The organism is Pseudomonas sp. NY15437 (assembly GCF_048068435.1).
Taxonomy (GTDB): Bacteria; Pseudomonadota; Gammaproteobacteria; order Pseudomonadales; family Pseudomonadaceae; genus Pseudomonas; species Pseudomonas nitroreducens_B.
In genome coordinates this window covers 43,303-66,793 of record NZ_JBLUQC010000006.1, presented here as the reverse complement: position 1 = coordinate 66,793, position 23,491 = coordinate 43,303, and the positions used below count along the sequence as shown (strand labels likewise).

22 protein-coding genes are annotated in these 23,491 nt (G+C 64.5%); 8 read left to right on the top strand and 14 right to left on the bottom strand.

What is annotated here, in order from left to right; all coding sequences use genetic code 11:
• Nucleotides 1–127: 127 nt before the first annotated feature.
• From lpdA to sdhC, 7 genes are all read right to left on the bottom strand, one after another.
• Nucleotides 128–1,564: a dihydrolipoyl dehydrogenase gene (lpdA, locus tag ACNFIA_RS15285; RefSeq protein WP_259754405.1), complete on the bottom strand. Its 1,437-nt coding sequence runs from the start codon at nucleotides 1,562–1,564 to the stop codon at nucleotides 128–130.
• An 81-nt stretch (nucleotides 1,565–1,645) separates the two neighbouring features.
• Entirely contained in the window at nucleotides 1,646–2,878 is a 1,233-nt protein-coding gene (gene odhB / locus ACNFIA_RS15280; RefSeq protein WP_259754404.1) for a 2-oxoglutarate dehydrogenase complex dihydrolipoyllysine-residue succinyltransferase, read from the bottom strand.
• A 42-nt stretch (nucleotides 2,879–2,920) separates the two neighbouring features.
• Entirely contained in the window at nucleotides 2,921–5,752 is a 2,832-nt protein-coding gene (locus tag ACNFIA_RS15275; RefSeq protein ID WP_259754403.1) for a 2-oxoglutarate dehydrogenase E1 component, read from the bottom strand.
• 247 nt (nucleotides 5,753–5,999) lie between these two features.
• On the bottom strand, nucleotides 6,000–6,707 hold the full coding sequence (locus ACNFIA_RS15270) for a succinate dehydrogenase iron-sulfur subunit (protein WP_259754402.1): 708 nt from the start codon (nucleotides 6,705–6,707) through the stop codon (nucleotides 6,000–6,002).
• Between the two features lie 11 nt (nucleotides 6,708–6,718).
• Entirely contained in the window at nucleotides 6,719–8,491 is a 1,773-nt protein-coding gene (gene sdhA, locus ACNFIA_RS15265; protein WP_254475730.1) for a succinate dehydrogenase flavoprotein subunit, read from the bottom strand.
• A 3-nt stretch (nucleotides 8,492–8,494) separates the two neighbouring features.
• Nucleotides 8,495–8,863, bottom strand: coding sequence for a succinate dehydrogenase, hydrophobic membrane anchor protein (gene sdhD, locus ACNFIA_RS15260; RefSeq protein WP_259754399.1), 369 nt, complete (start codon nucleotides 8,861–8,863; stop codon nucleotides 8,495–8,497).
• Nucleotides 8,857–9,243: a succinate dehydrogenase, cytochrome b556 subunit gene (gene sdhC, locus ACNFIA_RS15255; protein ID WP_259754398.1), complete on the bottom strand. Its 387-nt coding sequence runs from the start codon at nucleotides 9,241–9,243 to the stop codon at nucleotides 8,857–8,859. The genes sdhD and sdhC overlap by 7 nt, the downstream gene beginning before the upstream one ends.
• A 354-nt stretch (nucleotides 9,244–9,597) precedes the next feature.
• Between sdhC and gltA the strand changes: the two genes are divergently transcribed.
• Nucleotides 9,598–10,881, top strand: coding sequence for a citrate synthase (gltA, locus tag ACNFIA_RS15250; RefSeq protein ID WP_259754397.1), 1,284 nt, complete (start codon nucleotides 9,598–9,600; stop codon nucleotides 10,879–10,881).
• A gap of 330 nt (nucleotides 10,882–11,211) precedes the next feature.
• Here the strand turns inward: gltA and ACNFIA_RS15245 are convergent, their stop codons facing one another.
• Complete coding sequence (locus ACNFIA_RS15245; protein WP_416786224.1) at nucleotides 11,212–11,817, bottom strand: START domain-containing protein; 606 nt, start codon at nucleotides 11,815–11,817, stop codon at nucleotides 11,212–11,214.
• Between the two features lie 124 nt (nucleotides 11,818–11,941).
• Complete coding sequence (locus ACNFIA_RS15240) at nucleotides 11,942–12,196, bottom strand: YkgJ family cysteine cluster protein (protein ID WP_259754395.1); 255 nt, start codon at nucleotides 12,194–12,196, stop codon at nucleotides 11,942–11,944.
• A 313-nt stretch (nucleotides 12,197–12,509) separates the two neighbouring features.
• Between ACNFIA_RS15240 and ACNFIA_RS15235 the strand changes: the two genes are divergently transcribed.
• A complete protein-coding gene (locus ACNFIA_RS15235) occupies nucleotides 12,510–12,851 on the top strand; it encodes a DMT family protein (RefSeq protein WP_045208042.1) in 342 nt (113 codons plus the stop codon).
• 17 nt (nucleotides 12,852–12,868) lie between these two features.
• Here the strand turns inward: ACNFIA_RS15235 and ACNFIA_RS15230 are convergent, their stop codons facing one another.
• Nucleotides 12,869–13,747: an NAD(P)-dependent oxidoreductase gene (locus tag ACNFIA_RS15230; RefSeq protein WP_416786221.1), complete on the bottom strand. Its 879-nt coding sequence runs from the start codon at nucleotides 13,745–13,747 to the stop codon at nucleotides 12,869–12,871.
• Between the two features lie 100 nt (nucleotides 13,748–13,847).
• Here ACNFIA_RS15230 and ACNFIA_RS15225 point away from each other — a divergent pair, with 100 nt between their 5' ends.
• A complete protein-coding gene (locus tag ACNFIA_RS15225) occupies nucleotides 13,848–14,399 on the top strand; it encodes an exonuclease domain-containing protein (protein ID WP_259754392.1) in 552 nt (183 codons plus the stop codon).
• A 111-nt stretch (nucleotides 14,400–14,510) separates the two neighbouring features.
• A complete protein-coding gene (locus tag ACNFIA_RS15220; protein ID WP_259754391.1) occupies nucleotides 14,511–14,792 on the top strand; it encodes a pyrimidine/purine nucleoside phosphorylase in 282 nt (93 codons plus the stop codon).
• Nucleotides 14,793–14,935: 143 nt separating this feature from the next.
• Here ACNFIA_RS15220 and ACNFIA_RS15215 read toward each other — a convergent pair whose 3' ends face one another.
• Together ACNFIA_RS15215 and ACNFIA_RS15210 are read right to left on the bottom strand one after the other, a co-directional pair.
• Nucleotides 14,936–15,853 carry a CobW family GTP-binding protein gene (locus ACNFIA_RS15215; protein ID WP_416786217.1) on the bottom strand — a complete coding sequence of 306 codons (918 nt, stop codon included), beginning with the start codon at nucleotides 15,851–15,853 and terminating at the stop codon, nucleotides 14,936–14,938.
• The gene (locus tag ACNFIA_RS15210; RefSeq protein ID WP_416786215.1) at nucleotides 15,850–17,598 is read right to left on the bottom strand and encodes an amidohydrolase; all 1,749 of its coding nucleotides are present in this window, start codon (nucleotides 17,596–17,598) and stop codon (nucleotides 15,850–15,852) included. Before ACNFIA_RS15210 ends, ACNFIA_RS15215 begins: the two co-directional genes overlap by 4 nt.
• 111 nt (nucleotides 17,599–17,709) lie before the next feature.
• Between ACNFIA_RS15210 and ACNFIA_RS15205 the strand changes: the two genes are divergently transcribed.
• Entirely contained in the window at nucleotides 17,710–18,756 is a 1,047-nt protein-coding gene (locus ACNFIA_RS15205; RefSeq protein ID WP_416786213.1) for an AraC family transcriptional regulator ligand-binding domain-containing protein, read from the top strand.
• A 340-nt stretch (nucleotides 18,757–19,096) separates the two neighbouring features.
• On the opposite strand, the gene ACNFIA_RS15200 is transcribed toward ACNFIA_RS15205, so the two are convergent.
• Together ACNFIA_RS15200 and ACNFIA_RS15195 are read right to left on the bottom strand one after the other, a co-directional pair.
• Nucleotides 19,097–19,513: a VOC family protein gene (locus ACNFIA_RS15200; protein ID WP_416786210.1), complete on the bottom strand. Its 417-nt coding sequence runs from the start codon at nucleotides 19,511–19,513 to the stop codon at nucleotides 19,097–19,099.
• Between the two features lie 17 nt (nucleotides 19,514–19,530).
• Nucleotides 19,531–19,956: a YciI family protein gene (locus ACNFIA_RS15195; protein ID WP_416786207.1), complete on the bottom strand. Its 426-nt coding sequence runs from the start codon at nucleotides 19,954–19,956 to the stop codon at nucleotides 19,531–19,533.
• 246 nt (nucleotides 19,957–20,202) lie between these two features.
• On the opposite strand from ACNFIA_RS15195, the gene ACNFIA_RS15190 reads away from it, so the two are divergent.
• The 3 genes from ACNFIA_RS15190 (at nucleotide 20,203) to ACNFIA_RS15180 (ending at nucleotide 23,484) form a co-directional block, all read left to right on the top strand.
• A complete protein-coding gene (locus ACNFIA_RS15190) occupies nucleotides 20,203–20,853 on the top strand; it encodes a hypothetical protein (RefSeq protein ID WP_416786204.1) in 651 nt (216 codons plus the stop codon).
• A 72-nt stretch (nucleotides 20,854–20,925) separates the two neighbouring features.
• The gene (locus tag ACNFIA_RS15185) at nucleotides 20,926–21,393 is read left to right on the top strand and encodes a YbaK/EbsC family protein (RefSeq protein ID WP_259754384.1); all 468 of its coding nucleotides are present in this window, start codon (nucleotides 20,926–20,928) and stop codon (nucleotides 21,391–21,393) included.
• Between the two features lie 867 nt (nucleotides 21,394–22,260).
• Nucleotides 22,261–23,484, top strand: coding sequence for an SfnB family sulfur acquisition oxidoreductase (locus ACNFIA_RS15180; RefSeq protein ID WP_416786201.1), 1,224 nt, complete (start codon nucleotides 22,261–22,263; stop codon nucleotides 23,482–23,484).
• Nucleotides 23,485–23,491 lie beyond the last annotated feature (7 nt).

Sequence of the window (23,491 nt, the reverse complement as noted above, 5' to 3'; positions counted from 1 at the left end):
ATTCGGCGCGGCGCTCGTGGCACCACGCCACCTGTGACCGAGTTCCCCCACGGGGGAGAAACGATCCGGTGGGTGGGAGGCAGCCCCTCGCAAAAGACTGCCGCCCTCCCCGCCGTGGTCCCGTTCCTTAGCGCTTCTTGCGGTTGGCGATGTGGATGGCGTGGCCATTCACCGCCAGGGCCGCTTCGTGCAGCGCTTCGGACAGAGTCGGGTGGGAGAAGACCATCATGCCCAGGTCTTCGGCACTGGTGCCGAATTCCATGCCGATCGCGCCTTGCTGAACCAGCTCGGCGGCGCTCGGGCCGATCACGTGGACGCCCAGTACGCGGTCGGTCTTGGCATCGGCGATGACCTTGACCAGACCGGTGGTGTCATTGGCAGCCATGGCGCGGCCGCTGGCGGCGAACGGGAAGGTACCGACGTTGACTTCGACGCCTTCGCCCTTGAGCTGCTGCTCGGTCTTGCCGACCCATGCGATTTCCGGGTGGGTGTAGATCACCGACGGAATCAGGTCGTAGTTCATCTGGGCCTTGTGGCCGGCGATGCGCTCGGCAACCATCACGCCCTCTTCCGAGGCCTTGTGCGCGAGCATGGCACCGCGAACCACGTCACCGATGGCGTAGACGCCCGGAACGCTGGTCTTGCAGTGGTCGTCGACGTAGATGAAGCCACGCTCGTCCAGGGTCACGCCGCTGTCGGCGGCCAGCAGGTCGGTGGTGACCGGGCGACGGCCCACGGCCACGATCAGCTTGTCGAAGGTTTCCTTCTGCTCGCCGTTGGCGTCGGTGAAGGTCACGGTGACCTGCTTCTTCTTCACTTCCGAACCGGTGACGCGGGCGCCCAGGCGGATGTTCAGACCTTGCTTGGTCAGGGTCTTCAGGGCTTCCTTGGCGATCTGCTCGTCGGCAGCCGGGAGGAACTTGTCCAGGGCTTCCAGAACGGTGACTTCCGCGCCCAGGCGAGCCCAGACCGAACCCAGCTCCAGGCCGATGACGCCGGCGCCGATCACGCCCAGCTTCTTCGGTACGCTCTGGAATTCCAGGGCCCCGGTGGAGTCGACGATCACGTCTTCGGTCAGCGGAGCCGGCGGGATTTCAACCGGACGGGAACCCGATGCGATGATGATGTTGTCGGCTTCCAGGACCTGGGTCTTGCCGTCCAGGCCGGTCACTTCGACCTGCTTGTTGGCCAGGACCTTGCCGTGGCCTTCGAAGGAGGTCACGCCGTTGGCCTTGAACAGGGTAGCGATGCCGCCAGTCAGGTTCTTCACGATGTTGGCCTTGCGGGCAACCATCGCCGGGACGTCCATCTTCACGCCGCCGGTGGAGATACCGTGAATTTCGAAGCCCTCTTTGGCTTCCTTGTACTTCCAGGAGCTGTCCAGCAGTGCCTTGGACGGAATGCAGCCTACGTTCAGGCAGGTACCGCCGAGAGCGACCTTGCCCTCTTTACCGATGTACTTCTCGATGCAAGCGGTCTTCAGGCCGAGTTGGGCGGCACGGATGGCGGCTACGTAGCCGCCGGGGCCGGCACCAATCACAACCACGTCGAATTTCTGGCTCATGTCTCAATCCTTATTCCGGTGAAGCGGACGGCCCCTTTCGGGGCCGTCGTGTAGTACGGGGCCGTCGTGTGAACTGACGTATCAGACGTCCAGCAGCAGGCGAGCCGGATCTTCCAGCAGATCCTTCATGGTGACCAGGAAGCTGACCGCTTCCTTGCCATCGATCATGCGGTGATCGTAGGACAGCGCCAGGTACATCATCGGCAGGATGACCACCTGGCCGTTAACGGCCATGGGGCGTTCCTGGATCTTGTGCATGCCGAGGATGGCGGTCTGCGGCGGGTTGACGATCGGAGTCGACAGCAGGGAACCGAATACGCCACCGTTGGAAATGGTGAAAGTACCGCCGGTCATGTCTTCGATGGACAGCTTGCCGTCTTTGGCTTTCTTGCCGAAGGTGGCGATGCCGTTCTCGATCTCGGCCAGGCTCATGAACTCGGCGTTACGCAGAACCGGTACGACCAGACCGCGGTCGCTGGAAACTGCCACACCGATGTCCTGGTAGCCGTGGTAGACGATGTCGTTGCCGTCGATCGACGCGTTGACGCCCGGGAAGCGCTTCAGGGCTTCGGTGGCGGCCTTGACGAAGAAGGACATGAAGCCCAGGCGGACGCCGTTGTGCTTCTTCTCGAACAGGTCCTTGTACTTGTTGCGCAGGTCCATGATCGGCTTCATGTTGACTTCGTTGAAAGTCGTCAGCATGGCCATGGAGGACTGGGCTTCGACCAGACGCTCGGCAACCTTGGCGCGCAGGCGGGTCATCGGCACGCGCTTCTCAACGCGGTCGCCAGCGGCGAACACCGGAGCGGCGGCGGCAGCCGGCGCAGCAGCCTTGGCGGCCGGAGCGGCAGCCGGGGCGTTCTTCTTGGCTTCAACGGCGGCAACGACGTCTTCCTTGGTCACACGACCGCCCTTGCCGGTGCCGGCCAGGCTGTTCGGGTCGATGCCATTCTCTTCGGCCAGCTTGCGGGCGGCCGGCGAGAGGATGTTGTCGTCGGCAGCGGCGGCAGCCGGCGCAGCAGCGGCCGGGGCGGCAGCAGGAGCGGCGGCAGCAGCCGGAGCGGCAGCGGCAGCACCGCCTTCGCTCAGCTTGCCCAGCAGTTCGTTGGAGAGAACGGTGTCGCCTTCGTTCTTGACGATCTCAGCCAGCACGCCGTCGGCCTCGGCCAGTACTTCGATCACGACCTTGTCGGTCTCGATGTCGACGATCAGTTCGTCACGCTTGACGGCTTCACCGACCTTCTTGTGCCAGGTTGCGACGGTGCCGTCGGCAACCGATTCCGGGAAGGTTGGGGCTTTGATTTCGATAGCCATTATGTGTGTTTCCTTAAATTCGGTATCAACTGCGCGTTGGCGTTAAACGGTGAAGGCGTCCTGCAGCAGTTTTTCCTGCTGCTCGGCGTGCATCGAAGCGTAGCCGCAAGCCGGAGCTGCCGAGCCTTCGCGGCCCGCGTATTCCAGGTTGAGACCTTTCTTGTGCGCGGCGATGACACGACGCATGTGATGCTGCGAGCAGAACCAGGCGCCCTGGTTCATCGGCTCTTCCTGGCACCAGACGATGTGCTTGAGGTTCTTGTACTGCGACAGGACCTCCGCCAGGTCGTCTTCCGGGAACGGATACAGCTGCTCGATACGAACGATCGCGATGTTCTCGCGGCCTTCGGCACGGCGCTTCTCCAGCAGGTCGTAGTACACCTTGCCGCTGCACAGCACGATGCGGTCGACCTTCTTCGGGTCCAGGTTGTCGATCTCGCCGATCACGGTCTGGAACGAGCCGTTGGCCAGATCTTCCAGGGTCGAGATGGCCAGCTTGTGACGCAGCAGCGACTTCGGCGTCATCACGATCAGCGGCTTGCGCAGCGGACGGATCACCTGACGGCGCAGCATGTGGTAGACCTGGGCCGGGGTAGTCGGCACGCAGACCTGGATGTTCTGCTCAGCACACAGCTGCAGGTAACGCTCCAGGCGCGCGGAGGAGTGCTCCGGACCCTGGCCTTCGTAACCGTGCGGCAGCAGCATGGTCAGACCACACAGGCGTTGCCATTTGGTTTCACCGCTGGTGATGAACTGGTCGATCACGACCTGCGCACCGTTGGCGAAGTCACCGAACTGGGCTTCCCAGATCACCAGTGCGTTCGGCATGGTGGTGGCGTAGCCGTATTCGAAGGCCAGGACGGCTTCTTCCGAGAGGTAGGAGTCGTACAGGCTGACGCGCGGCTGACCGTCGAACAGGTTGGCCAGCGGGATGTAGACCGAGTCGTCCTTCTGGTTGTGCAGCGCCGCGTGGCGGTGCGAGAAGGTGCCGCGGCCGACGTCCTGACCGGTCATGCGTACCGGGTGACCTTCGAACAGCAGGGTGGCGTAGGCCAGATTCTCGGCGAAGCCCCAGTTGATCGGCATGCCACCGGCAGACATCTTCGCGCGGTCTTCGTAGATCTTCTGTACCTGACGCTGCATGACGAAGCCGTCCGGAGTCTCCAGCAGCTTGGCCGAGAGGTCCTGCAGGGTCTTCAGGTCGAAGCGGGTGTCGTGGCGCGCGGTCCAGGCATGGCCCACGTACGGACGCCAGTCGACGAAGAGCTCCTTGTTGGGCTCCTTCACCAGGCTCTTCACCACGTGCTGGCCGTTGTCGAGAGCGTCGCGGTATTCGTCGACCTTCTCCTGGGCCTGCTCGGCGGTCTGCACACCGGCGGCGATCAGCGCGTCGGCATACAGGTCACGGGTGGTGCGCTGCTTGGCGATCTGCTGGTACATCAGCGGCTGGGTGCCGCTCGGCTCGTCGGCCTCGTTGTGGCCGCGACGGCGGTAGCAGACCAGGTCGATGACCACGTCACGCTTGAACTGCATGCGGTAGTCGACGGCCAGTTGGGTCACGAACAGGACCGCTTCCGGATCGTCGCCGTTCACATGGAAGATCGGCGCCTGGATCATCTTCGCCACGTCGGTCGCGTACTCGGTGGAACGAGCGTCGTCCTGGCGGCTGGTGGTGAAGCCCACCTGGTTGTTGATCACGATGTGGATGGTGCCGCCCGTCTTGTAAGCACGGGTCTGCGACATCTGGAAGGTCTCCATGACCACGCCCTGCCCCGCGAAGGCGGCATCGCCGTGGATGGAGATCGGCACGACCTTGTCGCCGCTGCCGTCCTTGCGACGGTCCTGGCGGGCGCGTACCGAGCCCTCGACCACCGGGGAAACGATTTCCAGGTGCGAGGGGTTGAACGCCAGGGCGAGGTGGACTTCGCCGCCGGTGGTCATGACGTTGGAGGAGAAGCCCTGGTGGTACTTCACGTCACCCGAGCCCAGCTCGACCAGTTTCTTGCCTTCGAACTCGTCGAAGAGGTCGCGCGGGTTCTTGCCCAGGGTGTTGACCAGGACGTTCAGACGGCCGCGGTGGGCCATGCCGATGACGATTTCCTTGACGCCGTAGGAGCCGGAGCGCTGGATGATCTCGTCGACCATCGGAATCAGGCTCTCGCCGCCTTCCAGGCCGAAACGTTTGGTGCCCGGGTACTTGGTGCCCAGGTACTTTTCCAGGCCTTCGGCTGCGGTCAGGCGCTCGAGCAGGTGCGAACGGGCGTCGGCGGAATAAGCCGGACGGCCGCGCACGCTTTCCAGGCGCTGGGCGAACCAGTGGCGCTGCTCGGAATCGACGATGTGCATGAACTCGGCGCCGATGGTGCTGCAGTAGGTCTGCTTCAGCGCATCGATGATTTCACGCAGGGTCGCCTCTTCCTTGCCGATGTAGAGCTCACCGGTACGGAAGGTGGTGTCGAGGTCTGCAGCAGTAAGCCCGTAGTGTTCGAGCGACAGATCGGAGGGAGCGGTACGCACCCAGAGACCCAGCGGATCGAGCGATGCCGCCTGATGGCCGCGCAGACGGTATGCCAGGATCAGACGCAGGACTTCAACCTGCTTCTTCTCGTGCTCGGTGCTTACGCTGCCAGCGGAAACAGGCGCAGCGCGGCGCTGGTTCTTGGCCAGGAGTACGAAATGATCACGGATAGAGGAATGCGAGACGTCGGGGGCGGGATTGCCGTCGGCGGGAAGCTTCTGGAAGTACGTGCGCCACTCTTCTGGCACAGCGTTCGGGTCGTGCAGGTAGAGCTCGTAGAGCTCTTCGACGTAGGCAGCGTTTCCACCGGATAGATGGGCACTGTTCCACATCCGCTGCATTACGCTTTCGTGCATGCTTGGTCACCCTCGGTAAGGGGACTCCACCTGTGGAATCTCTGGCGCGAAGTCATACACAGCGACTCCAAGCCACCGATTCCCGCAGATAGTCCGGGTACCAGCCCGGATGCCCCTGCTGGTCATATATACGTTTTCAAAACAGGACCCCCGCTTTGTGGGCTTGGGTCCTAAGGACTGTACCGCCGGACAATGTTCCGGCGGCACAGGTGTCGCTCGTTACAGGATCCTTGGCCGAAGCCGCGGATCAGGTGCCGCTCTGCAGCAGCATGTTACGGATGTGACCGATTGCCTTGGTGGGGTTCAGACCCTTCGGGCAGACGTTCACGCAGTTCATGATCCCGCGGCAGCGGAAGACGCTGAACGGGTCATCCAGGCTCGCCAGGCGCGCCTGGGTTTCGGTGTCACGGCTGTCGGCCAGGAAGCGATAGGCTTGCAGCAGTGCAGCGGGACCCAGGAACTTGTCGGGGTTCCACCAGAACGACGGGCAGGAGGTCGAGCAGCAGGCGCACAGGATGCACTCGTACAGACCGTCCAGCTTCTCGCGCTCTTCCGGGCTTTGCAGACGTTCGATGGCCGGCGCTGCATATTTGTTCTGCAGGAACGGCTTCACGCTCTCGTACTGCTTGTAGAAGATGCGCATATCGACGACCAGGTCACGAATGACCGGCAGGCCCGGCAGCGGACGCAGAACCAGCTTGCCGCCCTTCAGGCCAGCGGCCGACAGGGGGGTGATGCAGGCCAGGCCGTTCTTGCCGTTGATGTTCATGCCGTCGGAGCCGCACACGCCTTCACGGCAGGAACGACGGTAGGAGAAGCCCTCGTCCTGTTCCTTGATCAGCGCCAGTACGTCCAGGACCATGATGTCCTTGCCGTCGGTATTGACCTGGAAGTCCTGCATGTACGGTGCAGCGTCCTTCTCAGGGTTGTAGCGGTAAACACTCACTTGCAACATGGCGGGCACCCTTAGTAAGTACGAACCTTGGGTTCGAATGCCGGAACAGTTTTCGGCGCGAAGTTGACGGCACGCTTGGCAACGCGCTTCTCACCCGGGAAGTACAGGGTGTGGCACAGCCAGTTCTCGTCGTCGCGCTCCTCGAAGTCTTCACGGGCATGCGCGCCGCGGGACTCTTTGCGGGCTTCGGCCGCAATCGCAGTGGCTTCGGCCACTTCGAGGAGGTTCTGCAGTTCCAGCGCTTCGATACGCGCCGTGTTGAATGCCTGGCTCTTGTCGTTGATCTTGACGGTAGCGATACGCTCACGCAGATCAGCCAGCTGAGCGATACCTTTCTGCATGTATTCGCCGGTACGGAACACACCGAAGTAGTTCTGCATGCAGGATTGCAGCTCGCGCTTGAGCGGAGCGACTTCTTCGCCGCTGGTGCGCTCGTTCACGCCGTTCAGGCGCTTGAACGCGGACTCCAGGTCGGACTCGGAAGCCTGGCGGTGCTCGATACCATCCTTGAGCGCCTTCTCCAGGTGCAGACCGGTGGCGCGACCGAATACCACCAGGTCGAGCAGCGAGTTGCCGCCCAGGCGGTTGGCGCCGTGTACCGATACGCAAGCCACTTCGCCTACGGCGAACAGGCCTTCGACGATCTGCTCGTTGCCGTTGGCGTCCATGGTCAGGGCCTGGCCATGAATGTTGGTGGCAACGCCGCCCATCATGTAATGGCAGGTCGGGATAACCGGGATCGGAGCGACAACCGGGTCGACGTGGGCGAAGGTCTTGGACAGTTCGCAGATGCCGGGCAGGCGGCTGTGCAGAACTTCTTCGCCGAGGTGGTCGAGCTTCAGCAGTACGTGGTCCTTGTTCGGGCCCACGCCGTTGCCGGCGATCACTTCCTTCACCATGGAACGGGCAACCACGTCGCGGCCGGCCAGGTCCTTGGCGTTCGGAGCGTAACGCTCCATGAAGCGCTCGCCATGGGCGTTGATCAGGTAACCGCCTTCACCGCGGCAACCTTCGGTGACCAGTACACCAGCGCCGGCGATGCCGGTCGGGTGGAACTGCCACATCTCGATGTCCTGCACCGGTACGCCAGCGCGCAGGGCCATGCCGATGCCGTCACCGGTGTTGATCAGGGCGTTGGTGGTGGAGGCGTAGATACGGCCGGCACCGCCAGTGGCCAGGACCACGGCTTTGGAACGGATATAAACGGTGTCGCCGGTTTCGATGTCGATGGCGATGACGCCCACCACATGACCGTCCTGGTTCTTCACCAGGTCAACGGCGTACCACTCATTAAGGAAGGAAGTACCGTTCTTCAGGTTGGCCTGATAGAGGGTGTGCAGCAGTGCGTGACCGGTACGGTCAGCCGCGGCACAGGTACGGGCAGCCTGGCCACCCTTGCCGAAGTCCTTGGACTGGCCACCGAACGGACGCTGGTAGATGCGGCCCTGCTCGGTACGGGAGAACGGCAGGCCCATGTGTTCCAGCTCGAACACGGCTTCCGGGCCGACGGAGCACATGTATTCGATAGCGTCCTGGTCACCGATGTAGTCGGAGCCCTTGACGGTATCGTACATGTGCCAGCGCCAATCGTCGTTCGGGTCGGCCGACGCGATGGCGCAGGTGATGCCGCCCTGGGCGGATACGGTGTGCGAACGGGTCGGGAAGACCTTGGTCACCACGGCAGTCTTGTGACCGCCCTGGGCCAGTTGCAGCGCAGCGCGCATGCCGGCGCCGCCGCCACCCACGATGATGGCGTCGAAGGAAAGAGAACGAATGCTAGCCATGGATCAGTTACCCCAGAGAATCTGCACACCCCAGACGAAGAATGCGAACATGGCCATGCCGCATACTGCCTGGACGAGGAAACGCACGACGGTCGCAGACTTGCCCAGCGCCATCGGAGTCAGGTAGTCGGTGGTGATGGTCCACATACCGACCCATGCGTGCACGCTCAGGGAAACCAGCGTCAACAGGCTGAAGATCTTCATCAGGCTGTGGGAGAACAGACCATGCCACTCGGCGTAGGAGATGCCCGGGTGAGCGATCAGGAAGCCCAGCAGGAAGAGGACATAAGCCGCGAGAACGACCGCGGAGACGCGCTGGACCATCCAGTCATAGAGACCCGAACGCGACAAGTTAGTGACGTTAGTTACCATACCCATACCCCCGCCAGAACGATCAGCACCACTGCGACAGCGATGACGATTTTCGAACCACGCTTACCGCCTTCCAGTGTTTCGCCAATACCTGCATCCATGATGAGGTGACGAATACCGGCTACCAGGTGGTACAGCAGCGCAGACAGCAGGCCCCAGATCACAAGCTTGACCAACGGATGGGTCAGACACGCCTTCACCTGCTCGAAGCTGTCTTCCGAAGCGAGGGAACGATCCAGTGCGAACAGCAGCACTGCGATGCCCACGAACAGAATGACGCCGGAGATACGGTGGAGAATCGACGTGTAAGCAGTGATAGGGAGTTGGATGGTCCTTAGGTCTAGGTTTACGGGTCGTTTGCTATTCACGGCTTTTTTCACACTGAGAGCCCTTATATGAAGCAGGGCTAGTTGTCGGGAGGTGCACTTGTCAGGTACCCATCACCTTCGGGAGTGACAACCACCGATGAAGCGAGGCCGGACGGCCCTTGGCGGCTGGTCGCCGAGTATAGACAGTTAGGCCCCTAATGACAACGGAAAGACCTTCACCTAAGGACTAATTGCCGCACCCCCCAAAAAGGCGTAAACAGGCAATTTTTTTCGCCAAAACAGAGGCTTGGAGGAGCCGATCATGTCCGATTGTGCAAATTGACATTCGGATTTATCTCTCTATAGTGGTGCGGGCCCTGCGTGGGGGGTCGTACAGATGATTTCAAGCATAAATAGGAGGCCATCATGGCTGACAAAAAAGCGCAGTTGATCATCGAGGGCGCTGCCCCCGTCGAACTGCCTGTCCTCTCCGGCACGCTGGGTCCCGATGTCGTCGATGTGCGGGGCCTGACCTCCACGGGTCACTTCACCTTCGACCCCGGCTTCATGTCCACCGCCTCCTGCGAGTCGAAGATCACCTTCATCGACGGTGATAAAGGTGTGCTGCTGCACCGCGGCTACCCGATCGAACAGCTCGCCGAGAAGTCCGACTACCTGGAAACCTGCTACCTGCTGCTCAATGGCGAGCTTCCGACTGCCGAGCAGAAGGAAAAGTTCGTCGGCACCATCAAGAACCACACCATGGTTCATGAGCAGCTGAAGACCTTCTTCAACGGCTTCCGCCGTGATGCGCACCCGATGGCCGTGATGTGCGGCGTGATCGGTGCCCTCTCCGCCTTCTACCACGACTCCCTGGACATCAATAATCCGAAGCACCGGGAAGTCTCGGCGCATCGTCTGATCGCCAAGATGCCGACCATCGCCGCCATGGTGTACAAGTACTCCAAGGGCGAGCCGATGATGTACCCGCGCAACGACCTGAACTATGCAGAAAACTTCCTGCATATGATGTTCAACACCCCGTGCGAGACCAAGCCGATCAGCCCCGTGCTGGCCAAGGCCATGGACCGCATCTTCATCCTGCACGCCGACCACGAGCAGAACGCCTCCACCTCCACCGTGCGCCTGGCGGGCTCCTCGGGTGCCAACCCGTTCGCCTGTATCGCCTCGGGCATCGCTGCCCTGTGGGGTCCGGCTCACGGCGGTGCGAACGAAGCCGTGCTGCGCATGCTGGACGAGATCGGTGACGTGTCGAACATCGAGAAGTTCGTGGCCAAGGCCAAGGACAAGAACGATCCGTTCAAGCTGATGGGCTTCGGCCACCGCGTGTACAAGAACTTCGACCCGCGCGCCAAGGTCATGAAGCAGACCTGCGACGAGGTCCTCCAGGAGCTGGGCATCAACGACCCGCAGCTGGAACTGGCCATGAAGCTCGAAGAAATCGCCCGCCACGACCCCTACTTCGTGGAGCGCAACCTCTACCCGAACGTGGACTTCTACTCCGGCATCATCCTGAAGGCCATCGGCATCCCGACCAGCATGTTCACCGTGATCTTCGCCCTGGCACGTACCGTGGGTTGGATCTCGCACTGGCAGGAAATGCTCTCCGGCCCGTACAAGATCGGCCGTCCGCGCCAGCTGTACACCGGCTCCGCCCAACGCGACTTCGTGGACCTCAAGGCCCGCTAAGCGCTACGGAGCAGGAAAAGGCCGCCTTCGGGCGGCTTTTTTTATGGCCTGCATTGCGCGGTGTTCGCCTATTTCGTAGGAGCGGTTCGCGAGCAAGCTCGCTCCTACGAAAAGCCCCAGGCGACGCGCTATCCATAGCGTGCGCGAAAACCAACGCGATGGAATCTATCGTGCAACTCGAACGCAAAGCGCCCGCCTGTAGGAGCGAACTTGCTCGCGAACCGCTTCACACCAGCACCACCAGAGACCCCATTCGCAAACAATCCCTCCTACCGGAAACGAAAAAGCCGCCCGAAGGCGGCTTTTCATGGCGCGGCACACCAGCGTCGATTACTTCTCGGCAGCGCTGCGCAGGCCCTTCAGGGTGTTCATCGGCGCGTCGACCACGAAGCTGTTGGCCAGCCAGGACGGAATGCTGCCGCCCGGCTCGGTCTGCACCTGGTAGGTCACTTCGGTCACGCCAGCGCCCTTGGGCACCAGCTTCCACTCGCCGATCAGCTTGGGCACACGGATCTCGCCCTTCTCTTCCGGGATGTAGGTCGGCTCAGCCTTCAGGTGGCGGATCAGGCCGCCATCGGCGGTCTTCTCGGTGGTCACGTGGATCACCACGTCGCGGCCGGTCACTGGCCAGGGCATGTCGATCTTCGAGTAGGTCCAGGAATCGTCGCCTTCGTGCTTGAGCAGGCGCATCTCGGCGCAGGCGTGGATCCACTTGCAGGAGCCGGCCACGTCTTCCTGCAGGGCGTTGATCTTGGCTACGTCCGCCTTGATCTCGACGACGCCACGGTAAGCCTTGTACTTGGAGCCTGCCACGGGGCTGAGGAAGACCTTCACGCCGTCGTCTTCCTTCTCCAGCTTCCAGTCTTCCGCCAGGGCAGTACCGGCAAAGCCCACCACGGCAGTGGCCAGCAGGGTCATACGCAATACACCACGCATCGTCTTACCTCTCTTTATTCTTGATCTTGTGGGGGCAGCGAATGCCGCCGCCCCGTCGCAATCCGCGGTCTTGAGCGGGTCGGGGCGTCAGTATGGACCGCGAAAACGTGACTTCCAAGTCACATCAGGCCGCTGTGATGCGCTCCCACTCGGTGAGGATCTGCAGCGCCTGTTCATTGCTGCTGCCGCACGCCTCGACGTCCGCCTCGAAGGCCGCGCAGACCTTTGGACGCCGAGGGTCGCCAAATAGTTTGCACAGATTGCGCTCGTCCAGTTGCACGCAGCGCACGCCCGCCGGCTTGCCGTCGGGCATGCCGGGGATGGGCGAGGAAATCGACGGCGCGATGCAGCAGGCGCCACAACCGATACGGCACTCCATGGAAGAACTCTCACGTCGGGAAATAGACACAGGCTGGAAGCGCGGAGCCGTTCCATTGCTCGCCAATGGACGCCGCCACGCCCGCCAGACGCCCCCAACACCGGGGACGCCAGAAATGGCGGCGAGCATAAAGCGCGTCAGCCGTTCCGCCAAGCTGGCCGGATCGGCGGAGCCCCGCCACGGTGCAAGTAATCGCCAACGCCTGACGCAGGCGATACATCAGCTTTCGCGCGAGCCTGGTCGCCGCTGCCCCTTGGCTGCCTCGCGGCGCATCCAGTAGGCTCAGGCGCAGTCCCCCACTGGAGCCTCTGCCATGCCGGTCTGGCTGCAAACCGCGTTTCTCCTGTCGCTGTCCAACCTGTTCATGACCTTCGCCTGGTACGGCCACCTGAAAACCCTGAGCAGCAAGCCGTGGATCATCGCGGCGCTGGTCAGCTGGGGTATCGCCCTGTTCGAGTACCTGTTGCAGGTGCCGGCCAACCGCATCGGCTACACGGTGATGTCGGTGGGGCAACTGAAGATCATGCAGGAAGTCATCACGCTGGCGGTCTTCGTGCCGTTCAGCGTGTACTTCATGCAGCAGCCCCTCAAGCTCGACTATCTATGGGCAGGCTTGTGCCTGCTGGGCGCGGTGTACTTCATCTTCCGCGCCTGAACGCACGATAAGGCGGCTCAGGACTCGGGCGCGCCCTGCAGGCGGGTGATCAGGCTGGAGGTGTCCCAACGCCCGCCGCCAGCGGCCTGCACCTCGGCATAGAACTGGTCGACCAGCGCCGTGACCGGCAGCTGCGCGCCGTTGCGGCGGGCCTCGTCGAGGACGATGCCCAGGTCCTTGCGCATCCAGTCCACGGCGAAACCGAAGTCGAAGCGCCCTTCCAGCATGCTCTGGTGGCGGTTCTCGAGCTGCCAGGACTGCGCAGCGCCCTTGCTGATCACTTCCATCGCCGCCAGGCCGTCCAGACCGGCGCTCTGGGCGAAGTGAAGCGCTTCGGACAGCCCCTGCAACAGGCCGCCAACGCAGATCTGATTGACCATCTTGGTCAACTGGCCACTGCCCACCGGGCCCATGCGCCGCACCATGCGCGCGTAGGTGGCGATCACCGGCTCGGCGCGGGCGAAGATGGCCGCGTCGCCGCCGACCATTACCGTCAGCGCGCCATTCTCGGCGCCGGCCTGCCCGCCGGACACCGGCGCGTCGAGGAAGCCCAGCTCGCGCTCGGCGGCTGCCACCGCCAGTTCGCGGGCCACCTCCGCCGAGGCGGTGGTGTGGTCCACCAGCACCGCGCCGGGCTGCATCCCGGCCAGCGCGCCGTCCTCGCCCAGCACGACGCTGCGCAGGTCATCGTCATTGCCCACGCAGCACATCACGAAGTCCGCCCACTGCGCGGCCTCGCGCGGGGTCTGGGCCGAGCGGCCGCCGAATTGCCTGACCCACTGCGCCGCGCGGCTGGCGGTACGGTTGTAGACGCACACCTCGTGCCCTTCGCGCGCCAGATGCCCGGCCATGGGATACCCCATCACGCCCAGGCCGATGAATGCCACTTTCGCCATCGCGGTCCCCTTGTCAGCAGAAGGCGCTCAGCCTAGCGCGGTTTGCCGGCCTCGCAAACGCCTTCCATACTCGATTCGAACCCAACCACGAGCACCGACTATGCCCCACTGGCTGGTGATCGACCTGGAAGCCACCACCGAGGAAGGCGGCTGGCCAGTCGAGGAAATGGAGATCATCGAGATCGGCGCGAGCCTGGTGGCCGAAGCCGACGGCCGCGAGCTGGACCATTTCCAGCGCTTCGTCCGTCCGCAGCGGCGCCCGTTGCTGACGGCGTTCTGCCGGGAGCTGACCCACATCACCCAGGCCAACGTCGATGCCGCCGCACCGCTGCACGAAGTCTGGCCGCAATTCGAACGCTGGCTCGCCCAGCACAGCCCGCGCCTGGCCGGCTGGACCAGCTGGGGCGACTACGACCGTCGCCAGCTGGAGCTGGAGTGGCGCCGCCAGCACCTGGACAGCCACCTGTCCCGCGTCCCCCACGTCAACCTCAAGCAGCGTTTCGCCCAGGCCCGCCAGCTCAAGCGCCCGGTGGGCCTGAATGCCGCGCTGCACCTGGCCGGGCTGCACTTCCAGGGGCAGCCGCACCGCGCCCTGGAAGACGCCCGCAACACCGCCCGCCTGCTGCCGCTGACCCTGCCCGTGGCGGGCTGAAATAAGCCTTCCTTCGCAGACCGCACGGTCGCCTGCGCCGCTCTAGTGACGGCGCCCGCGGCCTTGGGCATACTGGCGGGCCCTTTTTCACCCCTCTAGCAGGAGACGCCCATGTTCAAGGTCAACGAGTACTTCGACGGCACCGTCAAATCCATCGCCTTCGACATGACCGCAGGCCCCGCCACCATCGGCGTGATGGCGCCCGGCGAATATGAGTTCGGCACCAGCCAGCTGGAGGTGATGCACGTCGTCGCCGGCGCGCTGACCGTCAAGCTGCCGGGCAGCGACAACTGGGAAACCTTCGAAGGCGGCAGCCAGTTCACCGTGCCGGCCAACAGCAAGTTCCAGCTCAAGGTCGCCCAGGACACCGCCTACCTCTGCGAATACCGCTGAGTTCGGAGTGCAATGAAAAACCGGCCCTGGTGGCCGGTTTTTTATTGCCTTTAGCGTGAAGCCTTACCCTGTAGGAGCGAGCTTGCTCGCGAACCGCTCCAGCGCAGGAGTTGCCGGGAAAAGCTTCGCGAGCAAGCTCGCTCCTACGAAAAGCACTGGCGCAGCCCCGCTTCGAGATCCGCCCGCAGCCCCGCATTCTTTTCGGCGATGAACACCAGCCGCGTGCCCTGCGACGCTTCGCCCGCCGTGGCCGGGCGCAGCTGATAGCGCCCGCCCACGTATTGCAGCCAGACACTCTCGCCCTGCCCTGCCAGGCGAATCAGCCCCTTGAGCCGCAACAGGCCGCGCGGCAGGTTCTCCAGCCAGTGCTTCAGGCGTGCGCCATCGAAGGCCGCCTCGCCCTGCCAGCTCCAGCTATCGAACAGATCACCATGGTCGATGCCTTCCTGCCCATGGGGACGCAACTTGCGTGACGGCTCGCCGAGCAACAGCTCATCGGGAATCTGCGCCTGGATAGTCTCCAGCACCCGCGCGCCACGACCGAATCGCTCGCGCAGGCGGGTGCGTTCCTCGGCATCCAGCAGGTCGCACTTGTTCAGCAGCAACAGGTCGGCTGCCGCCGCCTGCATGCGCTCCAGCCGCGCGTACTCGCCTTCCAGCGGCTCGCGGCGCGCGCCATCGACCACGGTCAGCACGGCGTCCAGGTGCAGGCGCCGGCGCAGCTTGGGGTAGCCCAGGGTCTGCACGATGCGCTGCGGGTCAGACACGCCGCTGCACTCGATCACCACCTGCTCCAGCGGTGGGTGCATCGTCGCCAGGCGCTCCAGCTGGGCCAGCAGGTCGTCCTGCACGCTGCAGCAGATGCAGCCGTTCTCCAGGCTGTACACGGCCTCGGTCTGCTCGGCGATCATGCCGGCGTCGATGTTCAGCTCGCCGAAGTCATTGACGATCACCGCCAGGCGTCGGCCTTCGCAGCGCTCCAGCAGGTTGCGCAGCAGCGTGGTCTTGCCGGCGCCGAGGAAGCCGGCGACCACGGTCACCGGGATGCTTGCGGCATTCATGCGTTGACCCCCTCGATGCGCGGTGGCTCGCCCTGCCACACCGCCGCCAGGGCGGTATCGCTGAACTGGCCGAGGCGGTCGTACACCGGGCGGCCCTCGACGAAGGTCAGTTGCACCTCGGTGCGGTGGATGAAGTTGCGCGCTGGCTGGTCGAAGAGATTGCGGTCGAGCACGATGAAGTCCGCCGATTTGCCGGCCTCCAGGCTGCCGGTGAGCTTTTCCAGACCCATGGCGTAGGCGCCGTTGAGGGTCGCCACGCGGATTGCCTGCTCCAGGCTGATCGGCTCGCCGAAGCACGCCGGGTCGTCGTTCCAGGGGTTCTGCCGGGTCACCAGGGTTTCCAGCGCCAGCCAGGGGTCGATGGAGGCCACCGGCCAGTCGGTGCCGAATACCGCGATACCGCCGGCAGCCAGCACGCCCTTGAAGTCATAGATGCGCTTGAGCCGCTCCGCGCCGTAGCCCGAGCGCGCGCCGCTGGCGAAGGGCGTCGGGTACCAGGCCGCCGGGGAGAACTCGGCGATCACCTCCAGCTCGCGGAAGCGCTTGAGGTTGCCCGGGTGCAGGATGGTGCTGTGCGCGCACTGGTGGCGCACTCCGCTGAAACCGTTGCGTCGGCGCGCTTCGGCCACCGCATCGAGGAACACATCGGACGCCGCATCACCGGTGCAGTGGGCGATGACGCGGATGCCGCGGCGGTCCATGTCCACCACCATGTCGGTGATGTGCTCGGGGGTCAGGTTGAGCTTGCCGCGCCAGGCGTCCTCGCCCGGCCAAGGCGTAATAAGGAAGGAAGAGCGCGGCTCGACCGTGCCGTCGAAGTGGAGTTTCACCGCGTTCGCCGACAGCCGCGCGCTGCGGTAGTAGTGACGCTCGCCGCTGAGCAGCTCCCAGCGGCGCCGCACCGGGAAGATGTCGTCCTGCCAGCTGATCGCCGCTTCCACGCGCAGGGTCAGCTGGCCGGCGTCGTCGAGGTATTTCAGGGCGTCCAGGCGGCTCTCGCAGACATGCAGGTACTTGGCCGCCGTGACACCGCGGGAACTCTGGAAGTGCACGCCCTCGCGGTAGGACTGGCGCAGCACCTTGGCCGGGGTCGGCGGCATGGCCGCGTGGATCAGCGCGTAGGCGCCGTCGATCAGCAGGCCGTTGGGCTCGCCGGTCAGTTCGTCGCGCTCCAGATAGCCGTTGCGCGGGTCGGCGGTGCTGGCGTCGATGCCGGCCAGTTGCAGCGCGCGGGAGTTGACCATCATGGTGCCCCACATGCGGTCCAGCAGCGCCACGGGGCGGTCCGGCAGGATACTGTCGAGCCACTCGCGGCCGGGTTTCAGCCCGGCCTCGCGGAAGGTGTAGCGCACCCAGTACTGGCCATAGACCCAGCCGTCGCCCGGGTGGCTGTCGGCATAGGCGCGGATGGCGCTGGCCAGTTGCTCCGGGGTCGGGTCTTCGATGCCCACGTCGAGGTCGTCGGCGTAGCGCGGGTTCAGCGCCAGGTCCGGATGGGTGTGCATGTCGTGCAGGCCGGGCATGCAGAACGCGCCGTCGAGATCGCGCACCAGGGTGTCGGGGCCGATCAGGTGTTCCATGTCTTCGCGGCGGCCCACCGCCAGCAGGCGGCCGTCGCGGATGGCCACGGCGTCGGCCCAGGGCTGGGCGGGGTCGAGGGTATAGAAGCGGGCGTTGTGTAGCAGCAGTTCAGCGAAGCGGTCGCTGGGGGAATGGGAGGAGCGGAAGCGGTCCGGAGCGGTCATGGCAGGCCCTTGTTGTTCTTGTTCGTGGAGGCAGTATAGGGCTCGGCTTTTCCTCCCCGACTAGCATAAGATGACAACTCACTAGCACAAGACGACAGCTTGAGCCCGCCCATGCCCACCGCGTCCTTCGACATCGATTACGCAGCGCGACAACTGTTCCGCCATTTCCTCGACGAGTGGCGCGCCCGCCCCACCCTGCCGCCGCTGTTACCGCTGCTGGGCGGTCTCGGCCTGCCCTCGGACGGCGAGGCGGCGGCGCCGAAGATGAACTTCGCCCGCTATTACCGCCTGCTGCAGCAGGCCGCCGGGCTGCTCGGCGAGACCGACTTCTTCCTGCGCCTGGGCCAGCGCTACAACCTCTACGACCTGGGGGTGATCGGCTATGCGCTGATCAGCGCGGCCAACCTGCGGCGCTCCTGGGACATCTCCCTCGGCCAGCCGTCGAGCCTGATGCCCCACCCGATCCACACCCGCCGCGAGGAGCTCGGCGAGCATATCCGCCTGACACTCAAGCTCCCGCCCTTCAACGAAGTGGAGCGCATCGCCCTCTGCGAGGAGTGGCTGAGCAGCACCTGGCGCTGGCTGTGCCAACGCCTGCCGGACCTGGAACGCTGCAGCGACATGCAGCTGCACCTGCCCTACCCGCCGCCGGCCCATGCCGCGGTGTATGGCGAACTCTTTCCCGGCCCATGCCAGTTCAATGCCGAGCAGCCCGAGCTGTGGATTCCGAAGGCGTTTCACGACCAGCCCTTTTCCACCGCCAACCCGTCGGTCAGCCGGCTCTGCCAGGCGCAAGGCGCGGCCACGCTGGCCAGCTTCGAGCGCGGCCCGTCGCTGCCCGACGATGTGCGCTACTACCTGCTGCAGAACGCACGCATTCCGCTGCCGGACCTGGAGCAGACCGCCGCGTGGCTGCGCCTGCCGCCGCACACGCTGCAGCGCCGGCTGCGCGACCACGGGCTGACCTTCAAGGGCATCGTGCTGGAAGTGCGGATGGCGCTGGCCCAGCGCTACCTGCTGGCCAGCCGGATGGCCTTGCAGGAGATCGCCTTCCTGCTCGGCTATGAGCATGTCACCAGCTTCCACCGCGCGTTCCAGCGGTTCACCGGGACGACGCCGGAGCGGTTTCGCGCCGCCGCCGGTAAAGACACCTTGTAGGAGCGGGCCATGCCCGCGAACGCGGACAAGGTCCGCTCTGCAAGAGCCCCGTCGGCGGACTTCGTCCGCGAAATTCCGGTGCTCAATCCGTCGCAGGCATGGCCAGCTCCTACAGAAAAGCGAGCCCGTCACCAGCCTGTAGGAGCGGGCCATGCCCGCGAACGCGGACATCGTCCGCTCTGCAAGAGTCCCGTTGGCGGACTTCGTCCGTGGAACTCCGGTGCCCGATCCGTCGCAGGCATGGCCAGCTCCTACAGAAAAGCGAGCCCGCCACCAGCCTGTAGGAGCGGGCCATGCCCGCGAACGCGCCCATGGGGCGCTCCTACAGGGAGATGCTGCGTCAGGCCTCCTTCTCGCAATTGATCATCCACGGCACGCCGAAGCGGTCTTCCACCGCGCCGAACAGCTCGGCCCAGAAGGTCTGCTCCAGCGGCATGGTGACCTTGCCGCCCTTGCCGAGGGCGTCGAACAGGCGCCGCGCTTCGGCCTTGGTGTCGACATTGAGGGTGATCGACACGCCCTTCACGCCCTCGTACTGGCCGCATTGCGGCGAGGCGTCCGAGCCCATCAGCACGTGGCCGTCCACCTCCAGGCGGACGTGGATCACGCGGTTCTTCAGCGCCTCGGGCATGTCCTCGCAGCCCGGCGCGTCGGCGAAGCGCATCAGCGCCGGCAGCTCGGCACGCAGCACCTCGGCGTAGTAACGGAAGGCTTCTTCACAGTTGCCGTCGAAAACCAGATAGGCATTCATCAACATGGCGGTATCCTCCAGGCTCAGGATTTGCTGGCGATTTCAGCGCGCAGGCGTTCTTCCTGCTCGCGCAATTCAGGGGTGAATTCGGCGCCGAAGTCCTCGGCCTCGAAGATCTGCCGGATCTCGATCTCGGACTCGCCATCGAAGGGGTTGGGCGAGCGCTTGACCCAGTCGATGCACTCCTGCAACGACGCGGTCTGCATGATCCAGAAACCGGCGATCAGCTCCTTGGTCTCGGCGAACGGGCCATCGATCACCTGCCGCGACGCGCCTTCAAAGCGCACCCGTGCACCCTTCACGCTGGGGTGCAGGCCCTCCCCGGCCAGCATCACGCCGGCCTTCACCAGTTCCTCGTTGTAGGCTCCCATGGCGGCGAGCAGCTCTTCCTTGGGCATCACACCGGCTTCGGAGTCAGCGGTGGCTTTGACGATCACCATGAAACGCATGGTCTTTCTCCTCTTGTGAGTCTCTTGTAATGGCTAGCGGGGCGGCCGGTGGCTACCGGTTCCTGACAAGTAGTCGATGGGCGTGACGGCAGATCGACAGGCCACGCAAAAAAATTTCAGCAGGGCAACGGGGCTTTGAGCATAGGTCGCGCCACAGCTTCCTGGCGGCGATATAGGAAAATTCGCTATGGACGCCCAGGGCCCGCGCCATTAGAACGTGCCGCTCGGCAAACTCCCGGCGCCCCCATGCAGGTTCAGCTCATCCCCGTCATCGAATTGTTCTACCTGGTGGACAGCGTTCCGCCGCCAGCCGAGGGGCCCTACTGGGAACACCGGGAACGCTGGCGGGCCTACCATGAGCGCAGCCTGCAGGCCCACGGCTTCGGCCCGGCGCTCAGGCCATACCTGCCGGGCAGCGCCTTTCACCGCATTGCCGAACTGAGCGACGCAGACATTGCGCGGCTGATCCGCCTGCATTGCCACGACCAGCTCAGCGGATCGGCGGACTGGCGCGAGGTCCGCCCGCTGCCCGGCGGCTACGTGCTGCGTGCGGGGAATGTGGATGCGCTGTTGCCGCAATGCTGCAGCGACCTGGGCGACTTGCGCAGCTGGAAGCGCATCGCCGCCGGCACGGGCGCCTACCTCTATAGCGGGCACCCGTCGCCGGAGATCAGCCAGCAGCACCAGACCGTCATCTTTGATTTCCGCAGCGCGAGCGAGGCGTTCTCCCCACCGGCGCCGCAGCGCTCGGTCAGCGTGCCGCACAGCGCATTGACGCGCGCCGTGCAGGCCGCCGAGCGGGAGCTGCGAATCTTCGCCGCGCGCCTGGAGCTGGTGAATGCCGAGCAGGGACTGAAGGTGCCTGGCATCGAAGCCCTGCTGATCCGTGGGCGCTGACCCTTCCGGTCTGGACAGACGGGGCCGCGCTCCCTAGATTCAGAGGTTTTCGCACCACACGGAGCATTGCCCATGAGCCTGGAATCGGTTCGCGCCTTCTTTGCCGAAAAGGCCCCCGACATCGCCATCATCGAGCTGGAAACCAGCACCGCCACCGTCGCCCTGGCCGCCGAAGCCCACGGCGTGGAGCCGGGCCGCATCGCCAAGACGCTATCCCTGCGCGTCGGCGAGCGCACCGTGCTGGTGGTGGCGCGCGGTGATGCGCGGCTGGACAACCGCAAGCTCAAGGACGCCTTCGGCGGCAAGGCCAAGATGCTCGGCGCCGAGGAAGTGGTGGAGCTGACCGGCCACCCGGTGGGCGGCGTCTGCCCGTTCGGCCTGGCCACACCGCTGCCGGTGTATTGCGATGTGTCGCTGCAGGCGTTCGACGAAGTGCTGCCGGCGGCGGGTGCCGTGCACAGCGCGGTGAGAATCGAACCGCAGCGTTTGGCGCAGCTGGTGGCGGCGGATTGGATCGACGTGTGCCAGGACATCGCCTGATCGTCGACAGCCACCCTGTAGGAGCGGGCCATGCCCGCGACCTGCAATTGAATCCATCGCACCGAAGTTCGCCGGGCATATCGATGTATCTGCAAGGGACTTCGCGGATAAGTTCTGGTTATCTACCCTACGCGCTTGGGATCGGGTGTTTCTGCGCCGCTTCGGCGTGCGCCCAGGCATCTTGTTTCGCCCCCTCGGGCGACCTTCTTTGGCAAACGCCCCAAAGAAGGCAAAGGTCTTGCCCCGGACATCCGGTTTTTCGCTTAGGCGAAAAATACCCTCGTTCCAGCGAAGTTTCAGGGGCACGCGTCGAAGGGCCATCCCTGGCCCATCGCCGCTCTCGCGACATCCATGTCGCTCAACCCCTGAAACTCCGCTTCCACTCGGCCTCCTGAACGGGGCATTCGGCGCGTGCGGACATTTCTCTGGAAGTCTCTAAGAGCCAAAGCCAAGCCAAAGCCGGATCGGTTGGGCTCTTCGTAGGAGCGAGCTTGCTCGCGAACCCGCTCAGCTCGGCGCCTCCCTGTAGGAGCAGAAACGGGTTATTTGCCTGCCTCGACGGCGGATCACGCTGGCGCGCCCTGCAGTGCAATTGATGGGTATCGCTGCGCTCCACGCCATCCTACGTTGGGGCTTTCCGGGGCTTCCCTGTGGAGGCGCTCCTGCACGGCCAATCGCTGCTAAAGCACTGTTGCCCCAGCAACACTCACCCAACACTTTGCTGTCCGCCCAGCGCCTCAACTGTTGGACTGAAAAACCAAGTCATTGATTTAAAAGGAAATTAATTTCCGGCACAGCTTGTGCAGTGACCTGATCAGACAGACCCGAACGCCGGGTCGATTCATCTGCCGAGGTCGCTGTACTGCCATGCCCCAACTCCCCGAATCCGCCCACTACGACATCCGCGAACCCAACGCGCACCGGATCGGCTCTGACGCCGAGGCCCTCTCGGTCGCCCACAAGGTCGCCGCCTTCCTGCTCGAAGGCGCCGCCGAGCGCGACCGCAACCGCGAGGTCCCACCGGAGGTCGTCGAGGTCTACTCCAACAGCGGCCTGTGGGGCATCACCGTGCCCCGCGAGTTCGGCGGCGCCGAGGTGTCCTACGCTACCCTCGCCGAAGTCATCGCGATCATTTCCGCTGCCGACCCGTCGCTGGGGCAGATTCCGCAGAACCACTACTGCCTGCTGGAAGACATCCGCCTGCAAGGCACCGACGAGCAGAAGCGCTTCTTCTTCGACCTCGCGCTCAAGGGCAACCGCTTCGCCAACGCGCTGTCGGAGACCGGCGGCAAGAACGTCCAGGACATCCAGACCCGCCTGCGCCACGACGGTGACAACGTGGTCATCGACGGCCGCAAGGGCTACTGCACCGGCTCGCTGTACGCCCACTGGATCGGCGTGCTGGGCCTCGACGAGCAGAACAACGCCCAGCTCGCCTTCGTCCCGCGCGGCACGCCGGGCCTCGTCATCGTCGATGACTGGGCCAGCATCGGCCAGCGCACCACCTCCAGCGGCACCGTGCTGGTGGAAGGCCTGCGCGTGCCGGCGTTCAACGTCTTCCCTACGCACCGTTCCTACGACGTGCCGACCCTGGCCGGCCCGTTCGCGCAGATCACCACCGCCGCCATCGACGCCGGCATTGCCCGCGCGGCGCTGCGCGACACCATCGCCTTCGTCCGCGAACAGGCGCGCCCGTGGATCGACGCCGGTGTGGAGAAAGCCAGCGAAGACCCGCTCACCATCATCCAGGTCGGTGAACTGGGCATCCGTATCGAGGCCGCCGACGCCCTGCTGGAGCGCGCCGGCAAGGTGATGGATGCCGCCCGCCCGGCGCCGGACGAAGACAGCGTCGCCCGTGCCTCGGTCGCCGTGGCCAAGGCCAAGGTGCTGACCACCGAGGTCGCCATCGACGCCACGAACAAGCTGTTCGAACTCGGCGGCACCCGCTCCACCCTCGCCCGCCATGCCTTCGACCGCCACTGGCGCAACGCCCGCGTGCACACCCTGCACGACCCGGTGCGCTGGAAGTACCACCTGGTCGGCAACTGGCTGTTGAACGATAAGCGTCCGCCGCGCCACGACTGGAACTGAGGAAGCG

What these genes read in the sequence shown, in the direction of transcription:
- lpdA (WP_259754405.1), bottom strand. Translation starts at nt 1,564, where the DNA reads ATGAGCCAGAAATTCGACGTGGTTGTGATTGGTGCCGGCCCCGGCGGC.
- odhB (WP_259754404.1), bottom strand. Translation starts at nt 2,878, where the DNA reads ATGGCTATCGAAATCAAAGCCCCAACCTTCCCGGAATCGGTTGCCGAC.
- ACNFIA_RS15275 (WP_259754403.1), bottom strand. Translation starts at nt 5,752, where the DNA reads ATGCACGAAAGCGTAATGCAGCGGATGTGGAACAGTGCCCATCTATCC.
- ACNFIA_RS15270 (WP_259754402.1), bottom strand. Translation starts at nt 6,707, where the DNA reads ATGTTGCAAGTGAGTGTTTACCGCTACAACCCTGAGAAGGACGCTGCA.
- sdhA (WP_254475730.1), bottom strand. Translation starts at nt 8,491, where the DNA reads ATGGCTAGCATTCGTTCTCTTTCCTTCGACGCCATCATCGTGGGTGGC.
- sdhD (WP_259754399.1), bottom strand. Translation starts at nt 8,863, where the DNA reads ATGGTAACTAACGTCACTAACTTGTCGCGTTCGGGTCTCTATGACTGG.
- gltA (WP_259754397.1), top strand. Translation starts at nt 9,598, where the DNA reads ATGGCTGACAAAAAAGCGCAGTTGATCATCGAGGGCGCTGCCCCCGTC.
- ACNFIA_RS15245 (WP_416786224.1), bottom strand. Translation starts at nt 11,817, where the DNA reads ATGCGTGGTGTATTGCGTATGACCCTGCTGGCCACTGCCGTGGTGGGC.
- ACNFIA_RS15240 (WP_259754395.1), bottom strand. Translation starts at nt 12,196, where the DNA reads ATGGAGTGCCGTATCGGTTGTGGCGCCTGCTGCATCGCGCCGTCGATT.
- ACNFIA_RS15235 (WP_045208042.1), top strand. Translation starts at nt 12,510, where the DNA reads ATGCCGGTCTGGCTGCAAACCGCGTTTCTCCTGTCGCTGTCCAACCTG.
- ACNFIA_RS15230 (WP_416786221.1), bottom strand. Translation starts at nt 13,747, where the DNA reads ATGGCGAAAGTGGCATTCATCGGCCTGGGCGTGATGGGGTATCCCATG.
- ACNFIA_RS15225 (WP_259754392.1), top strand. Translation starts at nt 13,848, where the DNA reads ATGCCCCACTGGCTGGTGATCGACCTGGAAGCCACCACCGAGGAAGGC.
- ACNFIA_RS15220 (WP_259754391.1), top strand. Translation starts at nt 14,511, where the DNA reads ATGTTCAAGGTCAACGAGTACTTCGACGGCACCGTCAAATCCATCGCC.
- ACNFIA_RS15215 (WP_416786217.1), bottom strand. Translation starts at nt 15,853, where the DNA reads ATGAATGCCGCAAGCATCCCGGTGACCGTGGTCGCCGGCTTCCTCGGC.
- ACNFIA_RS15210 (WP_416786215.1), bottom strand. Translation starts at nt 17,598, where the DNA reads ATGACCGCTCCGGACCGCTTCCGCTCCTCCCATTCCCCCAGCGACCGC.
- ACNFIA_RS15205 (WP_416786213.1), top strand. Translation starts at nt 17,710, where the DNA reads ATGCCCACCGCGTCCTTCGACATCGATTACGCAGCGCGACAACTGTTC.
- ACNFIA_RS15200 (WP_416786210.1), bottom strand. Translation starts at nt 19,513, where the DNA reads ATGTTGATGAATGCCTATCTGGTTTTCGACGGCAACTGTGAAGAAGCC.
- ACNFIA_RS15195 (WP_416786207.1), bottom strand. Translation starts at nt 19,956, where the DNA reads ATGCGTTTCATGGTGATCGTCAAAGCCACCGCTGACTCCGAAGCCGGT.
- ACNFIA_RS15190 (WP_416786204.1), top strand. Translation starts at nt 20,203, where the DNA reads ATGCAGGTTCAGCTCATCCCCGTCATCGAATTGTTCTACCTGGTGGAC.
- ACNFIA_RS15185 (WP_259754384.1), top strand. Translation starts at nt 20,926, where the DNA reads ATGAGCCTGGAATCGGTTCGCGCCTTCTTTGCCGAAAAGGCCCCCGAC.
- ACNFIA_RS15180 (WP_416786201.1), top strand. Translation starts at nt 22,261, where the DNA reads ATGCCCCAACTCCCCGAATCCGCCCACTACGACATCCGCGAACCCAAC.